17 protein-coding genes are annotated in these 17,110 nt (G+C 67.1%); 6 read left to right on the forward strand and 11 right to left on the reverse strand.

Going from position 1 to position 17,110, the window contains the following annotated elements:
* Positions 1-134: 134 nt before the first annotated feature.
* Positions 135-746: a class I SAM-dependent methyltransferase gene (locus NA10_RS06400; RefSeq protein ID WP_067564591.1), complete on the forward strand. Its 612-nt coding sequence runs from the start codon at positions 135-137 to the stop codon at positions 744-746.
* A 149-nt stretch (positions 747-895) separates the two neighbouring features.
* Here NA10_RS06400 and NA10_RS06405 read toward each other — a convergent pair whose 3' ends face one another.
* Positions 896-1,783, reverse strand: coding sequence for an LLM class flavin-dependent oxidoreductase (locus NA10_RS06405; protein ID WP_067564593.1), 888 nt, complete (start codon positions 1,781-1,783; stop codon positions 896-898).
* Between the two features lie 217 nt (positions 1,784-2,000).
* Here NA10_RS06405 and NA10_RS06410 point away from each other — a divergent pair, with 217 nt between their 5' ends.
* Entirely contained in the window at positions 2,001-2,840 is an 840-nt protein-coding gene (locus tag NA10_RS06410) for an alpha/beta fold hydrolase (RefSeq protein WP_067564595.1), read from the forward strand.
* On the opposite strand, the gene pgl is transcribed toward NA10_RS06410, so the two are convergent.
* Genes pgl through tkt form a run of 5 tightly spaced genes read right to left on the reverse strand, consistent with a single transcriptional unit; the run spans position 2,841 to position 9,327 of the window.
* Positions 2,841-3,578: a 6-phosphogluconolactonase gene (gene pgl, locus NA10_RS06415; protein WP_067564597.1), complete on the reverse strand. Its 738-nt coding sequence runs from the start codon at positions 3,576-3,578 to the stop codon at positions 2,841-2,843.
* On the reverse strand, positions 3,571-4,479 hold the full coding sequence (gene opcA, locus NA10_RS06420; protein ID WP_174562476.1) for a glucose-6-phosphate dehydrogenase assembly protein OpcA: 909 nt from the start codon (positions 4,477-4,479) through the stop codon (positions 3,571-3,573). Before opcA ends, pgl begins: the two co-directional genes overlap by 8 nt.
* Positions 4,476-6,041 carry a glucose-6-phosphate dehydrogenase gene (gene zwf, locus NA10_RS06425; protein WP_067564600.1) on the reverse strand — a complete coding sequence of 522 codons (1,566 nt, stop codon included), beginning with the start codon at positions 6,039-6,041 and terminating at the stop codon, positions 4,476-4,478. The genes opcA and zwf overlap by 4 nt, the downstream gene beginning before the upstream one ends.
* A gap of 2 nt (positions 6,042-6,043) precedes the next feature.
* A complete protein-coding gene (gene tal / locus NA10_RS06430; protein ID WP_067564602.1) occupies positions 6,044-7,177 on the reverse strand; it encodes a transaldolase in 1,134 nt (377 codons plus the stop codon).
* A gap of 5 nt (positions 7,178-7,182) precedes the next feature.
* Entirely contained in the window at positions 7,183-9,327 is a 2,145-nt protein-coding gene (tkt, locus tag NA10_RS06435; RefSeq protein ID WP_067564603.1) for a transketolase, read from the reverse strand.
* 385 nt (positions 9,328-9,712) lie between these two features.
* Between tkt and NA10_RS06440 the strand changes: the two genes are divergently transcribed.
* Positions 9,713-10,699 carry a heme o synthase gene (locus NA10_RS06440; RefSeq protein ID WP_067564605.1) on the forward strand — a complete coding sequence of 329 codons (987 nt, stop codon included), beginning with the start codon at positions 9,713-9,715 and terminating at the stop codon, positions 10,697-10,699.
* A 57-nt stretch (positions 10,700-10,756) separates the two neighbouring features.
* On the opposite strand, the gene NA10_RS06445 is transcribed toward NA10_RS06440, so the two are convergent.
* Together NA10_RS06445 and NA10_RS06450 are read right to left on the reverse strand one after the other, a co-directional pair.
* Positions 10,757-11,488, reverse strand: a complete 732-nt coding sequence (locus tag NA10_RS06445) for a hypothetical protein (protein WP_157556133.1) — start codon at positions 11,486-11,488, stop codon at positions 10,757-10,759.
* 152 nt (positions 11,489-11,640) lie between these two features.
* The gene (locus tag NA10_RS06450; protein WP_169812537.1) at positions 11,641-12,351 is read right to left on the reverse strand and encodes an LppP/LprE family lipoprotein; all 711 of its coding nucleotides are present in this window, start codon (positions 12,349-12,351) and stop codon (positions 11,641-11,643) included.
* A 249-nt stretch (positions 12,352-12,600) separates the two neighbouring features.
* Between NA10_RS06450 and NA10_RS06455 the strand changes: the two genes are divergently transcribed.
* Together NA10_RS06455 and NA10_RS06460 are read left to right on the forward strand one after the other, a co-directional pair.
* Positions 12,601-12,897, forward strand: coding sequence for a hypothetical protein (locus NA10_RS06455; RefSeq protein ID WP_067564611.1), 297 nt, complete (start codon positions 12,601-12,603; stop codon positions 12,895-12,897).
* An 82-nt stretch (positions 12,898-12,979) separates the two neighbouring features.
* Positions 12,980-13,447 (forward strand): DUF6194 family protein, encoded by a 468-nt coding sequence (locus NA10_RS06460; protein ID WP_067564612.1) that lies wholly within the window; start codon positions 12,980-12,982, stop codon positions 13,445-13,447.
* 35 nt (positions 13,448-13,482) lie between these two features.
* Here NA10_RS06460 and NA10_RS06465 read toward each other — a convergent pair whose 3' ends face one another.
* Positions 13,483-13,941, reverse strand: coding sequence for a flavodoxin domain-containing protein (locus NA10_RS06465; RefSeq protein ID WP_067564614.1), 459 nt, complete (start codon positions 13,939-13,941; stop codon positions 13,483-13,485).
* A 61-nt stretch (positions 13,942-14,002) separates the two neighbouring features.
* On the reverse strand, positions 14,003-15,538 hold the full coding sequence (locus tag NA10_RS06470; protein WP_067564616.1) for a hypothetical protein: 1,536 nt from the start codon (positions 15,536-15,538) through the stop codon (positions 14,003-14,005).
* Between the two features lie 473 nt (positions 15,539-16,011).
* On the opposite strand from NA10_RS06470, the gene NA10_RS39095 reads away from it, so the two are divergent.
* Positions 16,012-16,140 carry a hypothetical protein gene (locus tag NA10_RS39095; protein WP_281180152.1) on the forward strand — a complete coding sequence of 43 codons (129 nt, stop codon included), beginning with the start codon at positions 16,012-16,014 and terminating at the stop codon, positions 16,138-16,140.
* Between the two features lies 1 nt (position 16,141).
* On the opposite strand, the gene NA10_RS06475 is transcribed toward NA10_RS39095, so the two are convergent.
* Positions 16,142-17,107 carry a quinone oxidoreductase family protein gene (locus tag NA10_RS06475; protein WP_067564618.1) on the reverse strand — a complete coding sequence of 322 codons (966 nt, stop codon included), beginning with the start codon at positions 17,105-17,107 and terminating at the stop codon, positions 16,142-16,144.
* Between the last annotated feature and the right edge of the window lie 3 nt (positions 17,108-17,110).

Consider the following 17,110-nt stretch of genomic DNA (forward strand, 5'->3'; position numbering starts at 1 on the left):
ATCCCTGGATCTCCGGGGTCCGGAGATCGTCCGAGTTCAAAGCTTCCGTGTGGGCTTGATCGAGGTCGTGCGCAAGTTCCGGTGACGGTGGTGGCACAGTTGACCACAGGTGGGCCGAGCGAGGAGGAGTAGCGATGAGTGGACGTGTCCCCAGTCAGTGGGAGGAGCTCACCGCTGCCGATCCCGCACATTCGACCTGGTACGTGGAGCGATTCCGGAAAATGGCGGCCGACGGGCAGGACATTTTCGGTGAGGCGCGGCTGGTCGACGCGATGCTCGAGCGCGGCAGTCGGGTCCTGGACGCGGGGTGCGGTCCGGGTCGGGTCGGCGGCTACCTGCACCGCTGCGGTCACAATGTGGTGGGAGTCGACATCGACCCGGTACTGATCGCCGCGGCCGAGCAGGACTACCCCGGCCCGACCTGGCTCGTCGGCGACCTCGCCGAATTGGACCTCCCCGCCGGCGGCACCCCCGCCGACTTCGATGCCATCGTCTGCGCGGGAAACGTACTCACATTCGTCGCCCCCTCCACCCGCGACGCGGTCCTGACCCGATTCACCCACCACCTAGCCCCCACCGGCCGCCTGATCACCGGCTTCGGCGCTGACCGCGGCTACGACTTCCCAGATTTCCTCTCCGACGCCGAAACCGCCGGTCTCACACTGGATCTACGCCTCTCAACCTGGGACCTTCGCCCTTTCACCGACGATTCGGACTACATGGTGGCCGTATTCTCCCGACCGTGACGACCGGGAGAACACGGCCCCGAATGCGAATTGCGGTCAGCGGCGCCAGAAAATGCGGTGGGTGACGCCGCTTGGGCTGGGGATTTTCTCGAGGTGGAAGCGGTTGGTGAGGTCGTCGCGATGCGCCGCCATAGGCGCACGTCGGATGGTCAGGCGCACAGGGCTCGTGCCGCCGGAACGACATCGCCGATCCACCGGCGCAGCTGGGTGTCGTCGGCGGATTCGGGCCAGTACACGAAGGTGTCGAAGCCGGTCTCCAGGGCGAGATCGGCCAGAACGCGAGCCCACCCTGCGGCATCGGTCCGAATCGGCTCCTCGCCGCGCAGCGTGACCGGCCCGGGGGCCTCGGTGATCGTTCCGACGAGCTGCGCCATCCGGGTGATATCGGCCGGATCCCGCCCCGCGTCGACCGCCGACGCGGAGATGATGTCCTGTGTCGCTTGCCATTTCTCATACGGCAGGTAGTGCGGGATGGGCGCGGCCCACCCGTCGGCGATCCGTCCGGTGAGGGCATTGGCCTTGGGACCGACGCTGCCGAACCAGATTCCGACCGGATGCGCGGGCGCGGGTCCGGCCTGCACACCGTGCACCCGGTACAGCGCGCCATCGACTTTCGCCTTCGTCCCGGGCAACCACATGGCCCGAATGATCGCCGTCGCCTCCTCGAGCGCCCGCAGCGCTTCGGGATTCGATCGCACCGGTCCGCCCATCGCACCGATCGCGGGCCAGAAAGCACCCGCGCCCAGCGCGAGTTCGAATCGCCCGCCGCTGAGCAGATCCAGGGTCGCCGCCTGCTTCCCGAGCATCGCGGGCCCGCGCAACGGTAGGCTCGCCACATCCGGAAACACCCGCAGCCGTTCGGTTTCCGCGAGCACGGTGGCGATCACCGCGAACGTATCGGCCAGCCCACCCGAATACGGATGATCCTGGATTCCGAGCAGATCCAACCCTTCCCGATCCGCGACCTTGGCCATCGCACGCAACTGCGGCAGCTCGGTCACCGTCGGCGCCAACTGAATTCCGAATCGTAGGTTCACACCGCGATAATGCCAGTCGCGGCGGGATCGATCCTCAGGCGGATCCGCCCCCGCGGTGTGAGATTGGGGAGGCGGGCGCGGGGTCGCGCATAGCCGAGCCGACAGCGCGTCACACCGATCGGTCTCCATATCCGCAAGGGCGCCGACACCGGCACCGAACCCCAACGGGAATATTTCTCCAAGACTCGCAGCGGCACCGCTCATCATGCTGACAGGTATGGCAAAACGCATATCGGAGAACTCGACCGCCGGTGCACGATCGGTACGACTCGACGATGGTGAGATGTACGTCGTCGAGGATGGCATGCCGGATGCGCCCGCACTGCTGCTGATCTCGAATGCGGCGGTCCCGACAGCCATGTGGGACACAATGATTCCGCGACTGGCAGCCGAATTCCATGTCATCCGAGTGGATCTGCTGGGTCACGGCAGATCCGCGGGCCCCGCGAGCCGATACGATATCCCCACCCACGCCCGCAAGGTGGGCCAGGTACTGGACCTGCTCGGCATCACCCGGGTCACCGTGGTCGGCCACTCCTCGGGGTGCACCGTGGTCACCGCCCTGGCCGAACAACGCCCCGCCCTGGTGACGGCCATGATCCTGATCGACTTCGGCTCGACCCCGGCCGCCAAGATCCCCGAACCCCTGACCACCCGCCTGCTGGTGACCACATTCCCCGGCCGCCTGCTCTGGCGATTACGCAACGAGAACACCCTCCGCAAAGCCGCGGAGAACGGCTTCACCCGCCCCGTGGATATCCCCGAAGCCCTGGTCGAGCACCTGATGGGCATGACCCATCAATCCATGGTCGGTTCCCTGCGCGCACCCCTGGCGTACCTCGGTCAGCGCAGCCTCCCCGACCGTCTCACCGCCCTGGGCCTACCGCTCCTGGTGATCTTCGGCGAGGCCGATCAACGCTGGCGTTCGTCCTGCGCCGCCGACTACCGCGCTGTCCCCGGTGCCCGCATCGAAATGCTCCCCGGCGTGGGTCACATTCCGATGCTCGAAGATCCCGAAACAACCGCCGCGCTGCTTCGGGACTTCGCCACGATCTGATCAGCCGCGGGGGAGATCCGCCGCGGCGGCTTCGTCCAGGAGCCAGGTGGTGGATTCGGTGCCGATCGCTCCGGCAGCCGGAATATCAAGGGGGGAGGCGCCATTGAGCGCGGCGGCCACCGCGGCCGCCTTGGCCTCGCCCGCCGTGATGATCATGACGTGCCGGGACTTGCGGATGGCGGGCAGCGTCAGCGTGATGCGGACGGCCGGGGGTTTGGGCGAATGCGTCTCCGCCACAACGAGATCGTGCTGCTCGCGGGTGGCGGCGGTGTGCGGGAAGAGCGAGTTGACATGCCCTTCACCGCCCATGCCGAGCAGGTGGATATCGAACGCCCCGTGCTGCGCCAGATGGGCGTGCACGGTGGCGGCGTACTCGCCGGTGGCCTCGAGCACGTCCGGGTAGTCGCCACTGGAGGTTTCGGTCGGATGGACCCGGGCCGGATCGACCGGAACATGGTCCAGCAGCGCCTGACGCGCCTGGAGGTCATTGCGCTCGGGATCCCCGGCGGGCACGAAACGCTCATCGCCCCAGAAGATGTCGAGCTTGGACCAGTCGATGTCGCCGGGGGCCTTGCGAACCCATTCAAGCAGACCGATACCTGTGCCGCCGCCGGTCAAGACGACCGACGCCGACCCGTGCAGTCGCTGCGCCTCGACGATCCGCACCACCAGCCGCGCCGCGGCGGCCTGGACGAGTTCGTCCGGGGTGCCGAAGGTTTCGATGGTGGGCTTACTCATAGGTCACCCTTTCGATGCCGGTCAGCGCCTCGGCATAGATGTCATCGGCGTCGAGGTGCCGCAGCTCCTCGGCCAGGCAGTCGCGAGTCTCCCTGCGCGCCAAGGCGAATCGCTGATCGGGTTCACCGGTGCGGGTCAGGGTCGCGGTACGACCGTGCTGCGGGCGGGAAATGGAGATCGTCACCGTCGGGCGGCGCATCTCCACCTTCAGCTCACCGATCTGCCGCACCACCGGGCAGTCCAGCCGGGCGGCCAGCCATCCGGCCAGCATGTCCAGCGCGGGTTCCTCTCGCAGACCCGAAACCGTCACGGACTCAACGGGTTCGAACGGCGCTTCATCCAGCGCCGCCGCGAGCAGCGCCCGCCAATAGCTGATCCGGCTCCACGCCAGATCGGTATCGCCGGGCGCGTAACTGCCGCGCCGCTTCTTGATGGTGTCCTGCGGATCCTGTGCGAACGTCGCATCGGTGATGCGCCGGGTCGCCAGGCGGCCCACCGAATCCTTGGACGGGAATTCCGGTGCGCCCCTGGGCCACCACGCCACCACGGGGGTGTCGGGCAGCAGGAACGGCACCACCACACTGCTCTCGTGCGCGACCAGCTCACCCTGCAACCGCAGCACGATGACCTCGGCCGCACCGGCATCGCCGCCGACCCGGATCTGCGCGTCCAAGCGCGTGGCCGCATTGCGGTCACCGCGTGCGAGAACTATGACGCGACAGGGATGTTCCCGCGAGGCGTCATTGGCGGCGTCTATCGCCCCCTCCGCCTCGGAGCTGTCCAGTGTGCACACCACCAGGGTGAGCACCCGCCCCATGGTGACCACGCCATTGGCCTCGCGCAGCTGGATCAGCCGCTTGGATACCTCGCGGGTATCGGTATCGGGCATATCGATGATCACGGTCGCCGCCATTCCCGCCCGCTGCGCGCGAGCATCTCATCGGCGGATTCCGGACCCCACATACCGGCCTCGTACGGATCGGGTTTGCCCTGGGCCGCCCAGTGCTCGAGTACGGGATCGAGGATCTCCCAAGACAATTCGACCTCCTCGTTGACCGGGAAGAGCGACGGCACGCCCAGCAGCACATCCAGGATGAGCCGCTCGTACGCCTCGGGAGAGTCCTCGGTGAAGGCTTCGCCGTAGCTGAAGTCCATATTCACATCGCGGACCTCCATGCTGGAGCCGGGCACCTTGGACCCGAATCGCATGGTGATGCCCTCGTCCGGCTGCACCCGGACCACCAGGGCGTTCTGCCCCAGCTCCTCGGTCATGGTCTGATCGAAGGGCAGATGCGGCGCGCGCTTGAACACGACCGCGATCTCGGTGACGCGGCGGCCCAGGCGTTTTCCGGTGCGCAGGTAGAACGGCACGCCCGCCCAGCGCCGCGTCTCCACGGCCAGGGTGATGGCGGCGTAGGTCTCGGTGCGCGAATTCGGGTCGAAACCCTCCTCCTGCAACAGCCCCACAACGGGCTCGCTGCCCTGCCAGCCGGCGGTGTACTGCCCGCGCGCGGACGTCTCGTCCAGCGGCTCGACCAGTTTCACCGCCGAGAGCACCTTGATCTTCTCGGTCTGCAACTGCTTGGGCTGGAAGCTGACCGGCTCCTCCATCGCCGTCAGCGCGAGCAGCTGCAGCAGATGGTTCTGGATCACATCGCGGGCTGCGCCGATACCGTCGTAATACCCTGCGCGACCGCCCAATCCGATGTCCTCGGCCATGGTGATCTGCACGTGATCGACGTAATTGGCATTCCAGATCGGATCCCACAGCTGGTTCGCGAAGCGCAGCGCCAGAATGTTCTGCACCGTCTCCTTGCCCAGGTAGTGGTCGATGCGGAACACCGACGACTCCGGGAACACCCGATTGACCAGCGCGTTCAGCTCGCGAGCACTTTTCAGATCATGTCCGAACGGCTTCTCGATGACCACGCGCCGCCACGCCGGGTTCTGCCCGGCCTGCGCCAGATTCGGTTGTGCCAGACCGTTCTTGGAGAGCTCGTCGAGCACCACCGGGAATTCGGTGGGCGGAATCGCGAGGTAGAAGGCGTGATTGCCGCCGGTCCCGCGATCGCGGTCCAAGTCCTTGAGGGTGGTGGCCAGGCGATGGAATGCCGCGCCGTCCTCGAAAGTGCCCTGGACGAACCGCAATCCCTCGCGCAGCTGCTCCCACACCTCCTCGCGGAACGGGGTACGCGCGGAAGAGCTCACCGAATCCTTCACCAGGGTGGCGAACTCGTCCTCGCTCATATCCCGTCGGGCGAACCCGACCAGGGCGAAACCGGGTGGCAGCAACCCGCGGTTCGCCAGGTCGTAGATGGCCGGCAGCAGTTTGCGCCGCGACAGGTCACCGGTCACCCCGAAAATCACCATGCTGCACGGTCCGGCGATGCGGGGAACCCGGCTGTCCCGCCCATCGCGGAGCGGGTTCCCCTTCGTGACCGTTGTCGCCGCGCGGTCCGTCACGGTCAGTTGCCTCCGGCTACCTGGAGCTGCTCGGTGGTGGCCACCAGCAGTTCCTCCCAGGACTTCACGAATTTGTCAACGCCCTCGACCTCGAGCACCCCGAACACCTCGTCCAGATTGACCCCGACCGCGACCAGCTGATCGAAGATCTGCTGCGATGCCGGTCCGGTGCCGGACATGGTGTCGCCGGTGATCTCGGCATGATCGGCGGCGGCCTGAAGGGTCTTCTCCGGCAGCGTGTTCACCGTGTTCGGCGCCACCAGCTCGGTGACGTACATGGTGTCCGGGAACTCCGGATTCTTCACACCGGTCGAGGCCCACAGCGGACGCTGCGCGTTCGCGCCACCGGAGGCCGCCAGCCGCGCGAACACCGAAGTGTGTGCGCCACCGTCGAATACGTCCTGGTAGGCCGCATAGGCCAAGCGCGCGTTGGCGATTCCGGCCTTACCACGCAGCGCCAGGGCCTCGGGGGTGCCGATGGCCTCGAGGCGCTTGTCGATCTCGGTGTCCACGCGGGAGACGAAGAACGAAGCGACGGAATGGATCTTGGCCAGATCATGTCCGGCGGTGTGCGCGTTGGTGAGGCCGTCGAGGTACGCGCCCATGACCGCGCGGTACCGCTCGACCGAGAAGATCAGCGTCACATTCACGCTGATGCCCTCCGCGATCACCCGCGAGATGGCCGGAATACCGGCCTCGGTGGCGGGAATCTTGATGAGCAGATTCTGCCGGTCCACGATCTTCCACAGCTCGACGGCCTGGGCCACCGTGCCATCGGTGTCGAAGGCCAGTCGCGGATCGACCTCGATCGAGACGCGGCCGTCCTTACCGCCCGAGGCGGCGAACACGTCGGCGAAGATATCGCAGGCCGCGCGCACGTCATCGGTGGTGATGGTGCGAATCGCCGAGTCCACGTCCGCGCCCCGGGCGGCGAGTTCGCGCACCTGAGCGTCATAATCGTGGCCCTGCGAGAGCGCGCCCTGGAAAATGGTCGGGTTGGTGGTGACACCGACGACGCTGCGGGTATCGATCAGGTCCCGGAGGTTTCCGGACTTGATGCGATCACGCGAGAGATCGTCGAGCCACACCGAGACCCCTGCGGCCGACAGCGCCGCGAGGTTGGTGTTCTGAGTCATGATGCCTATCCCTTCACCTTGGTGAGCGAGCGGTTGGCGGCCTCGACCACGGCTTCGGTGGTGATGCCGAACTCGCGGAACAGCGTCTTGTAGTCGGCCGAGGCACCGAAATGCTCGATCGACACGATTTCACCGGCATCGCCGACGAATCGGTACCACGGCATGCCGATTCCGGCCTCCACCGTGACCCGCGCCTTCACCGAAGGCGGCAGTACCTCGTCACGGTAGGACTGATCCTGCGCGTCGAACCACTCCACACACGGCATGGACACCACGCGGGTGCCGATGCCCTGTGCCTCGAGCGTAGCGCGCGCGTCCACCGCGAGCTGCAGCTCCGAACCGGTGGCGATCAGGATCACCTGCGGTGTGGCAGTGGAGGATTCGGCCAGCACGTAACCGCCCTTGCGGACGCCCTCGTAGGAGGTGCCCTCCTGGATCGGCAGGTCCTGACGGGTCAGCGCCAGCGCCGACGGGCCGTCCTGATGCGGTGTGTCCGCGGGCACGAAATGCGAATGCCGTTCGGAGGAGTCACGTTCGAGGATGGTGCGCCAGGCGTACGCGGTCTCGTTGGCGTCACCCGGGCGGACCACATTCAGGCCCGGGATGGCGCGCAGCGCGGCCAGATGCTCGATCGGCTGATGCGTGGGACCGTCCTCGCCCAGGCCGATGGAGTCGTGCGTCCACACGTAGGTGACCGGGGTGCGCATGAGCGCGCCCAGGCGCACCGCGGGCCGCATGTAATCGGAGAACACCAGGAAGGTGCCGCCGTACGGACGCGTCGGACCGTGCAGCGCAATGCCGTTGAGGATGGAGCCCATGGCGTGCTCGCGCACACCGAAGTGCAGCGTGCGGCCGTACGGGTTGGCCTTCCACATCCCGGTGGAGATGTCCTCCGGGCCGAAGCTCGGGGTGTTCGGCATGGTGGTGTTGTTGGACTCGGCGAGGTCGGCCGAACCGCCCCACAGCTCCGGCAGCACCGGGGCCAGCGCCGCGAGCACCGCGCCGGACGCCTTACGGGTGGCCATGCCCTTGGGATCGGCCTCCCAGGACGGCAGCGAATCGGCCCAGCCCTGCGGCAGGCTGCGGGTCCGCAGGCGATCGAAGAGCGCCTTGTTCTCCGGGTTGGCCGCCGCCCACGCGTCGAACTGGTCCTGCCAAGCGGCCTTGGCGGCCTTGGCGCGATCGGCGACCTGATTGCGGGTGTGCGCGATGATCGCGTCGTCGACCTCGAAGCTCTTCTCCGGATCGAAGCCCAGCACCTTCTTGGTGGCGGCGACCTCGTCCTTGCCCAGCGCCGCGCCGTGCGCGCCACCGGTGTTCATCTTGGTGGGCGCCGGGAAGCCGATGATGGTGCGCAGCACGATGATCGACGGCTTATCGGTGACGGCCTGCGCCGCGGCGATGGCCTCCTCGATACCGGTCACATTCTCGCCGCCCTCGACGACCTGCACATGCCAGTCGTAGGCGCGGTAGCGCGCGGCCACGTCCTCGGTGAAGGCGATGCGGGTGTCATCCTCGATGGAGATCCGGTTGTCGTCGTAGAAGACGATGAGATTGCCCAGTTGCTGCGTGCCCGCCAGTGAGGACGCCTCGGAGGTGACGCCCTCTTCGAGATCGCCGTCCGAGGCGATGACGTAGATGAAGTGGTCGAACGGGCTCTGCCCCTGTGCCGCAGCCGGATCGAAGAGACCGCGCTCACGCCGCGACGCCATCGACATGCCGACCGCCGAGGCCAGACCCTGACCCAGCGGGCCGGTGGTGATCTCCACGCCGTTGGTGTGCCGGTACTCCGGGTGACCCGGGGTCAGCGAACCCCACTTGCGCAGATTGACCAGATCATTCAGTTCCAGACCGAAACCCGCCAGGTACAGCTGCACGTACTGGGTCAGACTGGAGTGGCCGCAGGACAGCACGAACCGGTCGCGCCCCACCCACTCCGGATCGCTCGGATCGATGCGCATGACCCGCTGGAACAGCGTGTATGCCAACGGTGCCAGGCTCATTGCGGTGCCCGGGTGACCGTTTCCGGCGTTCTGCACCGCGTCCGCGGCGAGGATTCGGGCCGTATCCACGGCCCTGGTATCCACTTCGGACCAGTCGGCGGGGTGGTGCGGCTGAGTGAGGGCGCGGATGTCGTCTGTGACTGACACGACCGAGGTTCTCCTGACCTTCTCGTGAACACTGAATTGTCGGCGGCTTCGCTGGCGGCGCGATGCGCCGAGTCGATCATCGGACAGCGCACCGGACTATCCACCACCCTAAAGGTGACGGATTCCGCGCCACGCGGGAACCCGCGTTCACCGGCCGACGTGTCGCTATTCGTCACCTCGCGCGGACCTGTTCGTGACCCCGAATCGATGGTGTCGCGGACATATCTCGGTGCGCCCGGGCCGGACCTGGACGAGAGCACGGTCCGCGTGGGTCTACCATGCTCTGTAGTAGTAGCCGCGCCGGCACAGTCTTGTCTCAAAGGGAACGGCAGAGCGCGCTGCTAGTTCCAGACCGGATCAAGTGCACGGCGTGCGAGGAGAAACAGTGCGGATTGGGCAACAGCCGGGTGGCGCTCACGGCTCCTCCGGGACGGTGCTGGCCGACCGCGTCACGGGCAGCGGACCGCTGTCCGCGGGCGTTCGTCGGGTACTCGCCTATATCGCGCTCACCAAGCCCCGTGTCATCGAATTGCTGCTGGTGGCAACAATTCCCACCATGCTGCTGGCCGATCGCGGGCATGCGGATCTGGGGTTGATCCTGGCGACGCTGTTCGGCGGCTGGATGGGCGCGGCCTCGGCGAACACGCTGAACTGCGTGGCCGACGCCGATATCGACAAGGTGATGAAGCGGACCTCCAAGCGTCCGCTCGCGCGCGAAGCCGTACCGACCCGGAACGCGGCCGTCTTCGGTATCGCACTCGGATTGGGATCGTTCGCGTGGCTGTGGTGGCAGGCGAATCTGCTCAGCGGTGTGCTCGTGGTGGCGACGATTCTGTTCTACGTCTTCGTCTACACCCTCGGCCTCAAGCGGCGCACCTCACAGAATGTGATCTGGGGCGGCGCGGCCGGATGCATGCCCGCGCTCGTCGGCTGGTCCGCGGTCACCGGGAATATCGGGTGGCCCGCGATCGTGCTGTTCCTGATCATCTTCTTCTGGACGCCGCCGCACACCTGGGCGCTGGCCATGCGCTACAAGGAGGATTACAAGGCGGCCGGGGTGCCGATGCTGCCGGTGGTCGCCACCGAACAGGTCGTCACCAAGCAGATCGTGATCTATACCTGGTTGACCGTGCTGGCCACGCTCGCCCTGGTGCCCGCGGCCGGTGCGATCTACGCCGCCGTGGCCATCGCCGCCGGTGCCTGGTTCCTGCTGATGGCGCATCAGCTGTACTCGGGTGTGCGTCGTGGTGAGCCGGTGAAGCCGCTGCGGCTGTTCCTCCAGTCGAACAACTACCTCGCGGTGGTCTTCTGCGGTCTGGCCGTCGACTCGGTCATGGGCTGGAACACCCTGGGCCACATCGCCTTCGGCTGACGCTCACGCGCTCGAAAGGAAACCGCCGCCGGACACGAAGTCCGGCGGCGGTTTTGGTTATTCGGCGCTCACGCCGACAGTCTCGAGGACGGGTTCCTCGGGGGCCTCGACCTCTGCGATCGGGGCGTGCTCGGCCTGGGTGGCCGCCTCGATCGGGGCGACCGGCTCGGGCACCGGCGCAGGCGCTGGTTCGGGTGTGGTGACCGGTGCGGGCTGGGGTTCGGGTGCGGGCGTCCGGTCGACGACCGCGGTGAGGTATTTCAGCTCCGCTTTGAGTTCGGCGACCTCCGCAGCCCGTTCATCGCGCATCTCCTCCTGCTCGCGCAGGCTGATTCGCAGACTCTCGATCACATCGTTCACCGTGGCGAGTTTGCGATCGGCCCCCGCCAGCAGCCATTCGACCACCGCGCGCCGATCGACCTCGCCGCTCACCTCCGACACCCACCGCACCACGTACTCCAGCCACTCCTGCGGCCGCGGCATCTTCTCCTCGTCCCACCCCTTGCGCTGCGCGGTCTTGGTGGACAGGATCTTCTCCCCGCCCTCGCCCTTGGACAGCGAATTCACATGCACCAGGCTGATCTTGCCCGCACTGGTCACCACCACGAGCAGCCGATACTTCCCGGCCAGATGCATACGCAACTCGGCCGCACCGCGCCCGTCTGCGTCCATCGCGCCGAGCCACGGCCCCTCGGCGGCCTCGATGATCGACTCCAGAATCCCCAGCTGGCCCACGCCGCGCCGCAATCGGGTCGCGCGTTTGCGCAAGTCCTCGGGCGTATCCCTCATCTGATCCCAGTGCATAGCACCCGCTCTCTCCTCACCAGCCCCAAAACCTGCACTACTGAAGATATATGCGGATCCCCTCTGAACCCGACAGCGACAGCGCATCGGACACGCGGTGATGTCGAACGGCTACCAGAGGGGACCGGGAACGGAATTCAGTTGGGCGGGAATTGGCCGTTCGCCGTGACCGTGGTGCCGCTCAGGGTGAAGGTGACGGTGCTCGGCCCGCCCTCGGGGCAGCACAGCGGTTCGTTGGACTTCAGCCAGCGGTAGTCGACCGATACGGCGGAGCGGGTTTTACCGGTGACCGTGGTGTAGCCGTACGGTTTGGAGGTCGCGGTGCCCAGGTAGGTGCCGTTGGTGAAGTACAGGATGTGCGTGTACGGGTGGATATTGCCCGAGGTGACGATCATGTACGACAGCACGCCGTCGCAGCCGTCGGCGATCGCGTCATCGCTGCCCGCGTAGACCTGCCAGGGGCCCGATGCCGTGCTGGCAAGGCCTTTGACGGCCTGATTCGCCAGGCCGGAGTTCACATCGAAGCAGAGGCCGTGGCCGCTGCCGTTCGGGGCCGCGATGGTGGTGGCGGTTTGCGGCGCGGGCTTCTCGGTGACCGTACTCTGCGGTGCGGGCTCGACGGCGGGGCCGTCCGAACTGCCGCCCGGATCGGTCCGACCGGGTTGCGTTCGCGGCTGTTCGGACTGGTCGACCGGTTGGGTCACCCTGGTGGTCTGGGTCGCCGGGGCCGAGACCGGGGCGGAGACCGAGCGGGTCGTCGACGGTGCGGCGGACTGCGTTGTGGTGGAACCGCATCCGCTCAGCGTCAGCGCGAGGCCGACGGCGAGCACAGCTGTAGTGGGTTTCATCGATTTCCCTCGAAAGTGATGGGGCAACCATCTGGATAACATGATCATCGGTCCATACCGGCCGGACCGTTATCCAACGGTTCGATTCGAGCGTGCCCGAAAATCCTGTGCCCCAAGAAATATGGTCATCAGAACCCGACTCGCCGCACTCGGAGCATACCGGTAGCAAACACCATGAGGGACAATGCGTTATCCAGTGGCATAACCGATACCGGTGACCGATGAGGGTTGGGGATCAGAACCTTGGGCGTGACGTACGAGCAGGCGCGGCAGACCATTCAGGCGTTCTTCGAGCCCGACTGGCGTTGGGGCACCTTCTGTCTCGACGACCGCACCATCACCGAGAACGACGAGATGTACGTCTTCCACGTCGGCGCTCGCGAATACCTGGTGGAGCGCGACCGCGCCTACGCCATCCTCGCCGGTATGCCCGTCGTCTACAAGGAGGACGGCCGTCTGGGCTCGCGGGCCTCCTCGGTGGTGGCGACCGACTCCACGGTCCGCTCCCGCCCGAATCCCAACCCGACCCTCACCATTCCCCATTGATGTGGCTTGAGGCTTTTGATGCCTTGAACTGGTAGTTCAAGGGAAAACTCTCACCGGGATCCTCAATGACAGTCTGGAACCCATGACCATCGAAGAAATCACCGCCTACCTCGAATCCCTCGGCGGCATCCTGAAACTGGCCCCCGCCGCCGGCGACCCCGCCTACCCGGAGATCGCCTGGGGCGACTCCTTCTTCTATTACGCCCCGGATGGCAAGGTCCCGGCCAACACCCAGCCCTTCGCCACCATCATCACCAAGGACTATCCCGCGGACACCACCTCGAATCTCAACCGCCCCAACACCTTCCGCCTGAATATTCACGCGGGTGCCGAAGCCTTCACCGCCCGTATGGGTTTCAGCCCGCGGGAAACCGCCGCCCACCGCGTCGATCCGACCGCGACGGACACCTTCTTTCCCCACCCCGTCTACGCCACCGCCGGGTGGCTGTCGGTGATCAACCCCGAATCGGCCACCGACCCCGTGGTGAAAGACCTCCTGGCGACGGCTCACGTCCGGGCTCGTTCCCGCTATGACCGCGGCGCCGACTAGGTCGATGGCCAAGCCCCGCACCGGATTCGAACCGATTACGCGGAGGCGCCGACCGGCTCGTGGAGGGGGAGGGTCGCCGCCCATTCGCGAGCCATCTCCCCGGGCTTGATATCGGTGGAGGAATCGTGGCGGGCGTGCTCGCCCACCTGAACCGCCCCGCGCGCCACGAGTTTCTCCGCGCAGATCTCACCGCCCCGGTTGAAGGTGTCGCCGTAGATGATGTCGCCCAGACCGAAGACGGCGAAGCGCAGGCCGGTGAGGTCCGGCGCGGTGGCGTCGAGGATCTTGAAGAAGGGTTCCGCACCGGTGGGGAGTTCGCCGTCGCCATAGGTGGAGCAGACGACGATGTGGAAGTCGTCGGCGTCCAGGTCTGCCGGATGGAAGTCGAACATGTCGTAGAGCGACACATCATGGGTGGCGAGCTCGTCCGCGATGGCCTCCGCGGTGAGCTCGGCGGTGCCCATCTCGGACCCGAACAGAATGACTACGCGCACGCGAAAGCTCCCTTCGATGTTTGTAAGGATAACCTAACTTACACGCATCGAAGGGGGAAGATCAGCAGCCGGGTTGGAGGGGGAAGCAGGGGGGAGCGACGGTGGTCTTGGGGATGGTGGGGTCGGTCGTCGTGGTGGCGTTCGAGGAGGTGCGGTGTACGGCGGAGGTCGGCTGGGTTGGGGTGTTCTTATCGGTATGGCGGGTGGAGCCGCCGGTGCACATGGCGGCCACGGCGAGGATGACGACGACCAGGATCAGGCCGAGGATGATCGGGAGGTCTTTGCGGCGGCGTGGGCGCGGGGCTGCCGCGGGGGCGTTCGGTTGGTTCCAGATGGGGAAGCCGGGGGCCGCGGGCTGGGAGGGGGCGGCGGAATAGCTTGCCTGCGGGCTGGATTCGACGGGGGGACCGGCCGGGACTCCCTGCTGGCGTGGCGGTTGACCGCCCTGCCAGCCGGACTGCGATGGACGGGCCTGCCCGGGACCCGGACCCTGCGGTGCGCTCTGGGCGAACCCCTGCCCGGCCGTGCCTTGCGGGAAGCCTTGTCCGGCTTGGCCTTGCGGGTAACCCTGTCCGGCGGGACCTTGCGGCGATCCCTGCCCGCCCGGACCCTGCGGGGACCCCGGTCCGGGCGGTCCCTGCGGCGATCCGCCGGAGGGTTGGTCATGGTGTTCGGAGGAGCCGGTGACGGCTCGATAGGCGGCGGCCGCCGCTGCGGCTCCGGCGATTCCGGCACCGGCCGCGGCGACACGGCCGCCGCTGCCGGACTTCCGCGAGGGTTGTTCGCCACCGGGGGAGTCGCCCGAACCGCTCGGCGCGGCAGACCCGCGAGGCTCGTCCTTCTCGCCGGAAGTGCCGGGGCCGCTGGATGATTCGGCGTCCGTGGCGCCGGGGCGATTCGATGGCGCGGCCGGCGCCTCCGATTGCACCGGCACCGACGGCACCACCACGGTCGGCGCGGCGGACATCGGCAGCGCCGAACTGCGCGCCGACTCCGGCGGGGAGAAACCCTCGGAGACGAGATCGGAGTAGGTTGCGGCGGCGGCGAATCCGAGTGCGCCCAGCGCCTGACCGACCTGCGCCGCATCCCAGGACGGCGCGGCCCCCTCGGCGAGACCGGTGAAGTAATTGCGCAGCGATGACGGCCCATCGCCGATCAGTACGTCGATACCGGGTGGGAGCGTGCCCTTTTCGAGCTTCACCCGACTGCCGAGCTGGGGTACCAGCAGCACCAGCCCGCTGACCGGAACATTCTCCCGGCCGGGCGCGGAGCGGAGCTGGTTGGCCAGCTCCATGGTCTGCCGCCGCACCCGTTCGAGCGGATCGGCGTCACCGTCGATGGGCGCGGGTTTGCCGTCCACGGTCCAGGGTTCGTCCTGGGCGCAGGAGAGCGTCCCGGTGACCCGTTCGGCGAAGGCGTGCACTCCCAGCACCACGCTGGTCTGCGGCGTCCACACCACGATATCGGCGTCCTGGCACTGCACGATGGCGATGCCGGGTACCGCGTGCGGCCCGCTCCAGGATTTGAGCCAGTTCACCACGGTGCGTTCGGTGCCCGACAGCCGTGACGGGTCATCGTTGCGGACCTTCACCAACATCCAAGACCACCTCTGACCGATGCCTCTAACTGCCGCCCGCCCGAACGGTCGCCGCGACTACCTTACGGTGTCCCGGTGTGGGGTCGCGATGAATCGTCTTGTGCGGCAGCAAGATCATTCTGCATGGTGGGCGGTATTGCCGCGCCCGGGGCGGCCTACTGGCGGGTTCCGGACCAAAAGGACCAACTGCCCGGGACATCGGCGTGCGCGATCAACGGTGCGGGAAAGCGACGTGTCCGTCGGGCCGGATGAGCACCCGCGCGCCCTCGGTGACGCCGTAGGCCCGAAACGCGTGACCGTCGAGATCGACCAGCTCAGCGCCGGCGGGGGAGTCCGGAACGGCCGTCCCGGGCCGCGATACGCGGACAACCCGAGTCTGCCCGAGCGCCCCGGTCCGATATCGCGATCACCTGGACGGCTTCGCCGCCGCCGGGCTGAAACTGCCCGGCACCGCGCAGGCCGGCCTCGCCAGGATGTTCCTGGCGACCAGCGGCCGACTGCAAGCCGTGCAAGAGGGTGCGGTCGAAGTGTCCGACGCCGAGGCCGTCGACGCGCTGACCCTCTTCATCTGGCGCGGCCTCACCGGCCGCGATATCGAATAGCTCAGGGCAGCAGGACAACCGACCCGGTCGTCTTGCGCCCCTCCAGATCCCGGTGCGCCTGCTCGGCATGGGCCAGCGGATAACTCGCACCCACCCGCACATTCAATGATCCATCAGCAATGGCGTTCATGATATCGCCTGCGCGCCACAGCAATTCGGTCCGATCGCGGACATAGTGCACGAGCGTCGGCCGCGTCACGAACAATGATCCCGCCGGATTCAAGCGCTGCAGATCGAACGGCGGCACCGGTCCGCTGGCCGCGCCGTAGAGCGCGACCATGCCGCGAATCCGCGTCGACGCCAGACTGGCCTCGAAGGTGTCCTTGCCGACCCCGTCATAGGCCGCCGCCACGCCCACCCCATCGGTGAGTTCCCTTACCCGCTCGGCGATTTCGTCGTCATAGCGCAGCACCTCGGCCGCGCCCGCCTCGCGCGAGAGCTTCTCCTTGTCATCGGTGGACACCGTGGTGATCACCCGAATCCCGCGCCCCGCCAGCAGCTGGGTCAGAATCAACCCGACCCCGCCCGCCCCCGCATGCACGAGCACCGTCTCACCCATCTCGGGCTTGTAGATCGACTCGATCAGATAGTGCGCCGTCATCCCCTGCAGCAGCGCGGAGGCGGCCACCGGCGCGGCCACCCCGGCCGGCACCGGAATCGCCGAAGCCGCGGGTACCAGCACCTTCTCGGCATAACTTCCCGGCGCGGCCGCCCACGCGACCCGATCGCCGACCGCGAAGTCGTCGACCTCGGCCCCGACCGCGATCACCACGCCGGAACCCTCCGCACCCGGGATATAAGGCAGCTGAGTCGGATAGAACCCGCTCCGGATATAGGTATCGATGAAGTTGATCCCGATGGCCTCGGTCTCCACCAGCAGCTGTCCCGGCCCGACCCGCGGGTCCGGAACCTCGGTGAGACGCAGAACCTCTGGACCGCCGTTTTCGGAAACCTGAATGGCGCGCATGAA

It is taken from the genome of Nocardia acidivorans NBRC 108247 (assembly GCF_001625085.1).
Classification (GTDB): domain Bacteria; phylum Actinomycetota; class Actinomycetes; order Mycobacteriales; family Mycobacteriaceae; genus Nocardia; species Nocardia acidivorans.

What these genes read in the sequence shown, in the direction of transcription:
- NA10_RS06460 (WP_067564612.1), top strand. Translation starts at nt 12,980, where the DNA reads ATGACCATCGAAGAAATCACCGCCTACCTCGAATCCCTCGGCGGCATC.
- NA10_RS39095 (WP_281180152.1), top strand. Translation starts at nt 16,012, where the DNA reads ATGTTCCTGGCGACCAGCGGCCGACTGCAAGCCGTGCAAGAGGGTGCG.
- pgl (WP_067564597.1), bottom strand. Translation starts at nt 3,578, where the DNA reads ATGAGTAAGCCCACCATCGAAACCTTCGGCACCCCGGACGAACTCGTC.
- tal (WP_067564602.1), bottom strand. Translation starts at nt 7,177, where the DNA reads ATGACTCAGAACACCAACCTCGCGGCGCTGTCGGCCGCAGGGGTCTCG.
- NA10_RS06470 (WP_067564616.1), bottom strand. Translation starts at nt 15,538, where the DNA reads ATGTTGGTGAAGGTCCGCAACGATGACCCGTCACGGCTGTCGGGCACC.
- NA10_RS06400 (WP_067564591.1), top strand. Translation starts at nt 135, where the DNA reads ATGAGTGGACGTGTCCCCAGTCAGTGGGAGGAGCTCACCGCTGCCGAT.
- NA10_RS06410 (WP_067564595.1), top strand. Translation starts at nt 2,001, where the DNA reads ATGGCAAAACGCATATCGGAGAACTCGACCGCCGGTGCACGATCGGTA.
- NA10_RS06475 (WP_067564618.1), bottom strand. Translation starts at nt 17,107, where the DNA reads ATGCGCGCCATTCAGGTTTCCGAAAACGGCGGTCCAGAGGTTCTGCGT.
- NA10_RS06445 (WP_157556133.1), bottom strand. Translation starts at nt 11,488, where the DNA reads ATGAGGGATACGCCCGAGGACTTGCGCAAACGCGCGACCCGATTGCGG.
- NA10_RS06450 (WP_169812537.1), bottom strand. Translation starts at nt 12,351, where the DNA reads ATGAAACCCACTACAGCTGTGCTCGCCGTCGGCCTCGCGCTGACGCTG.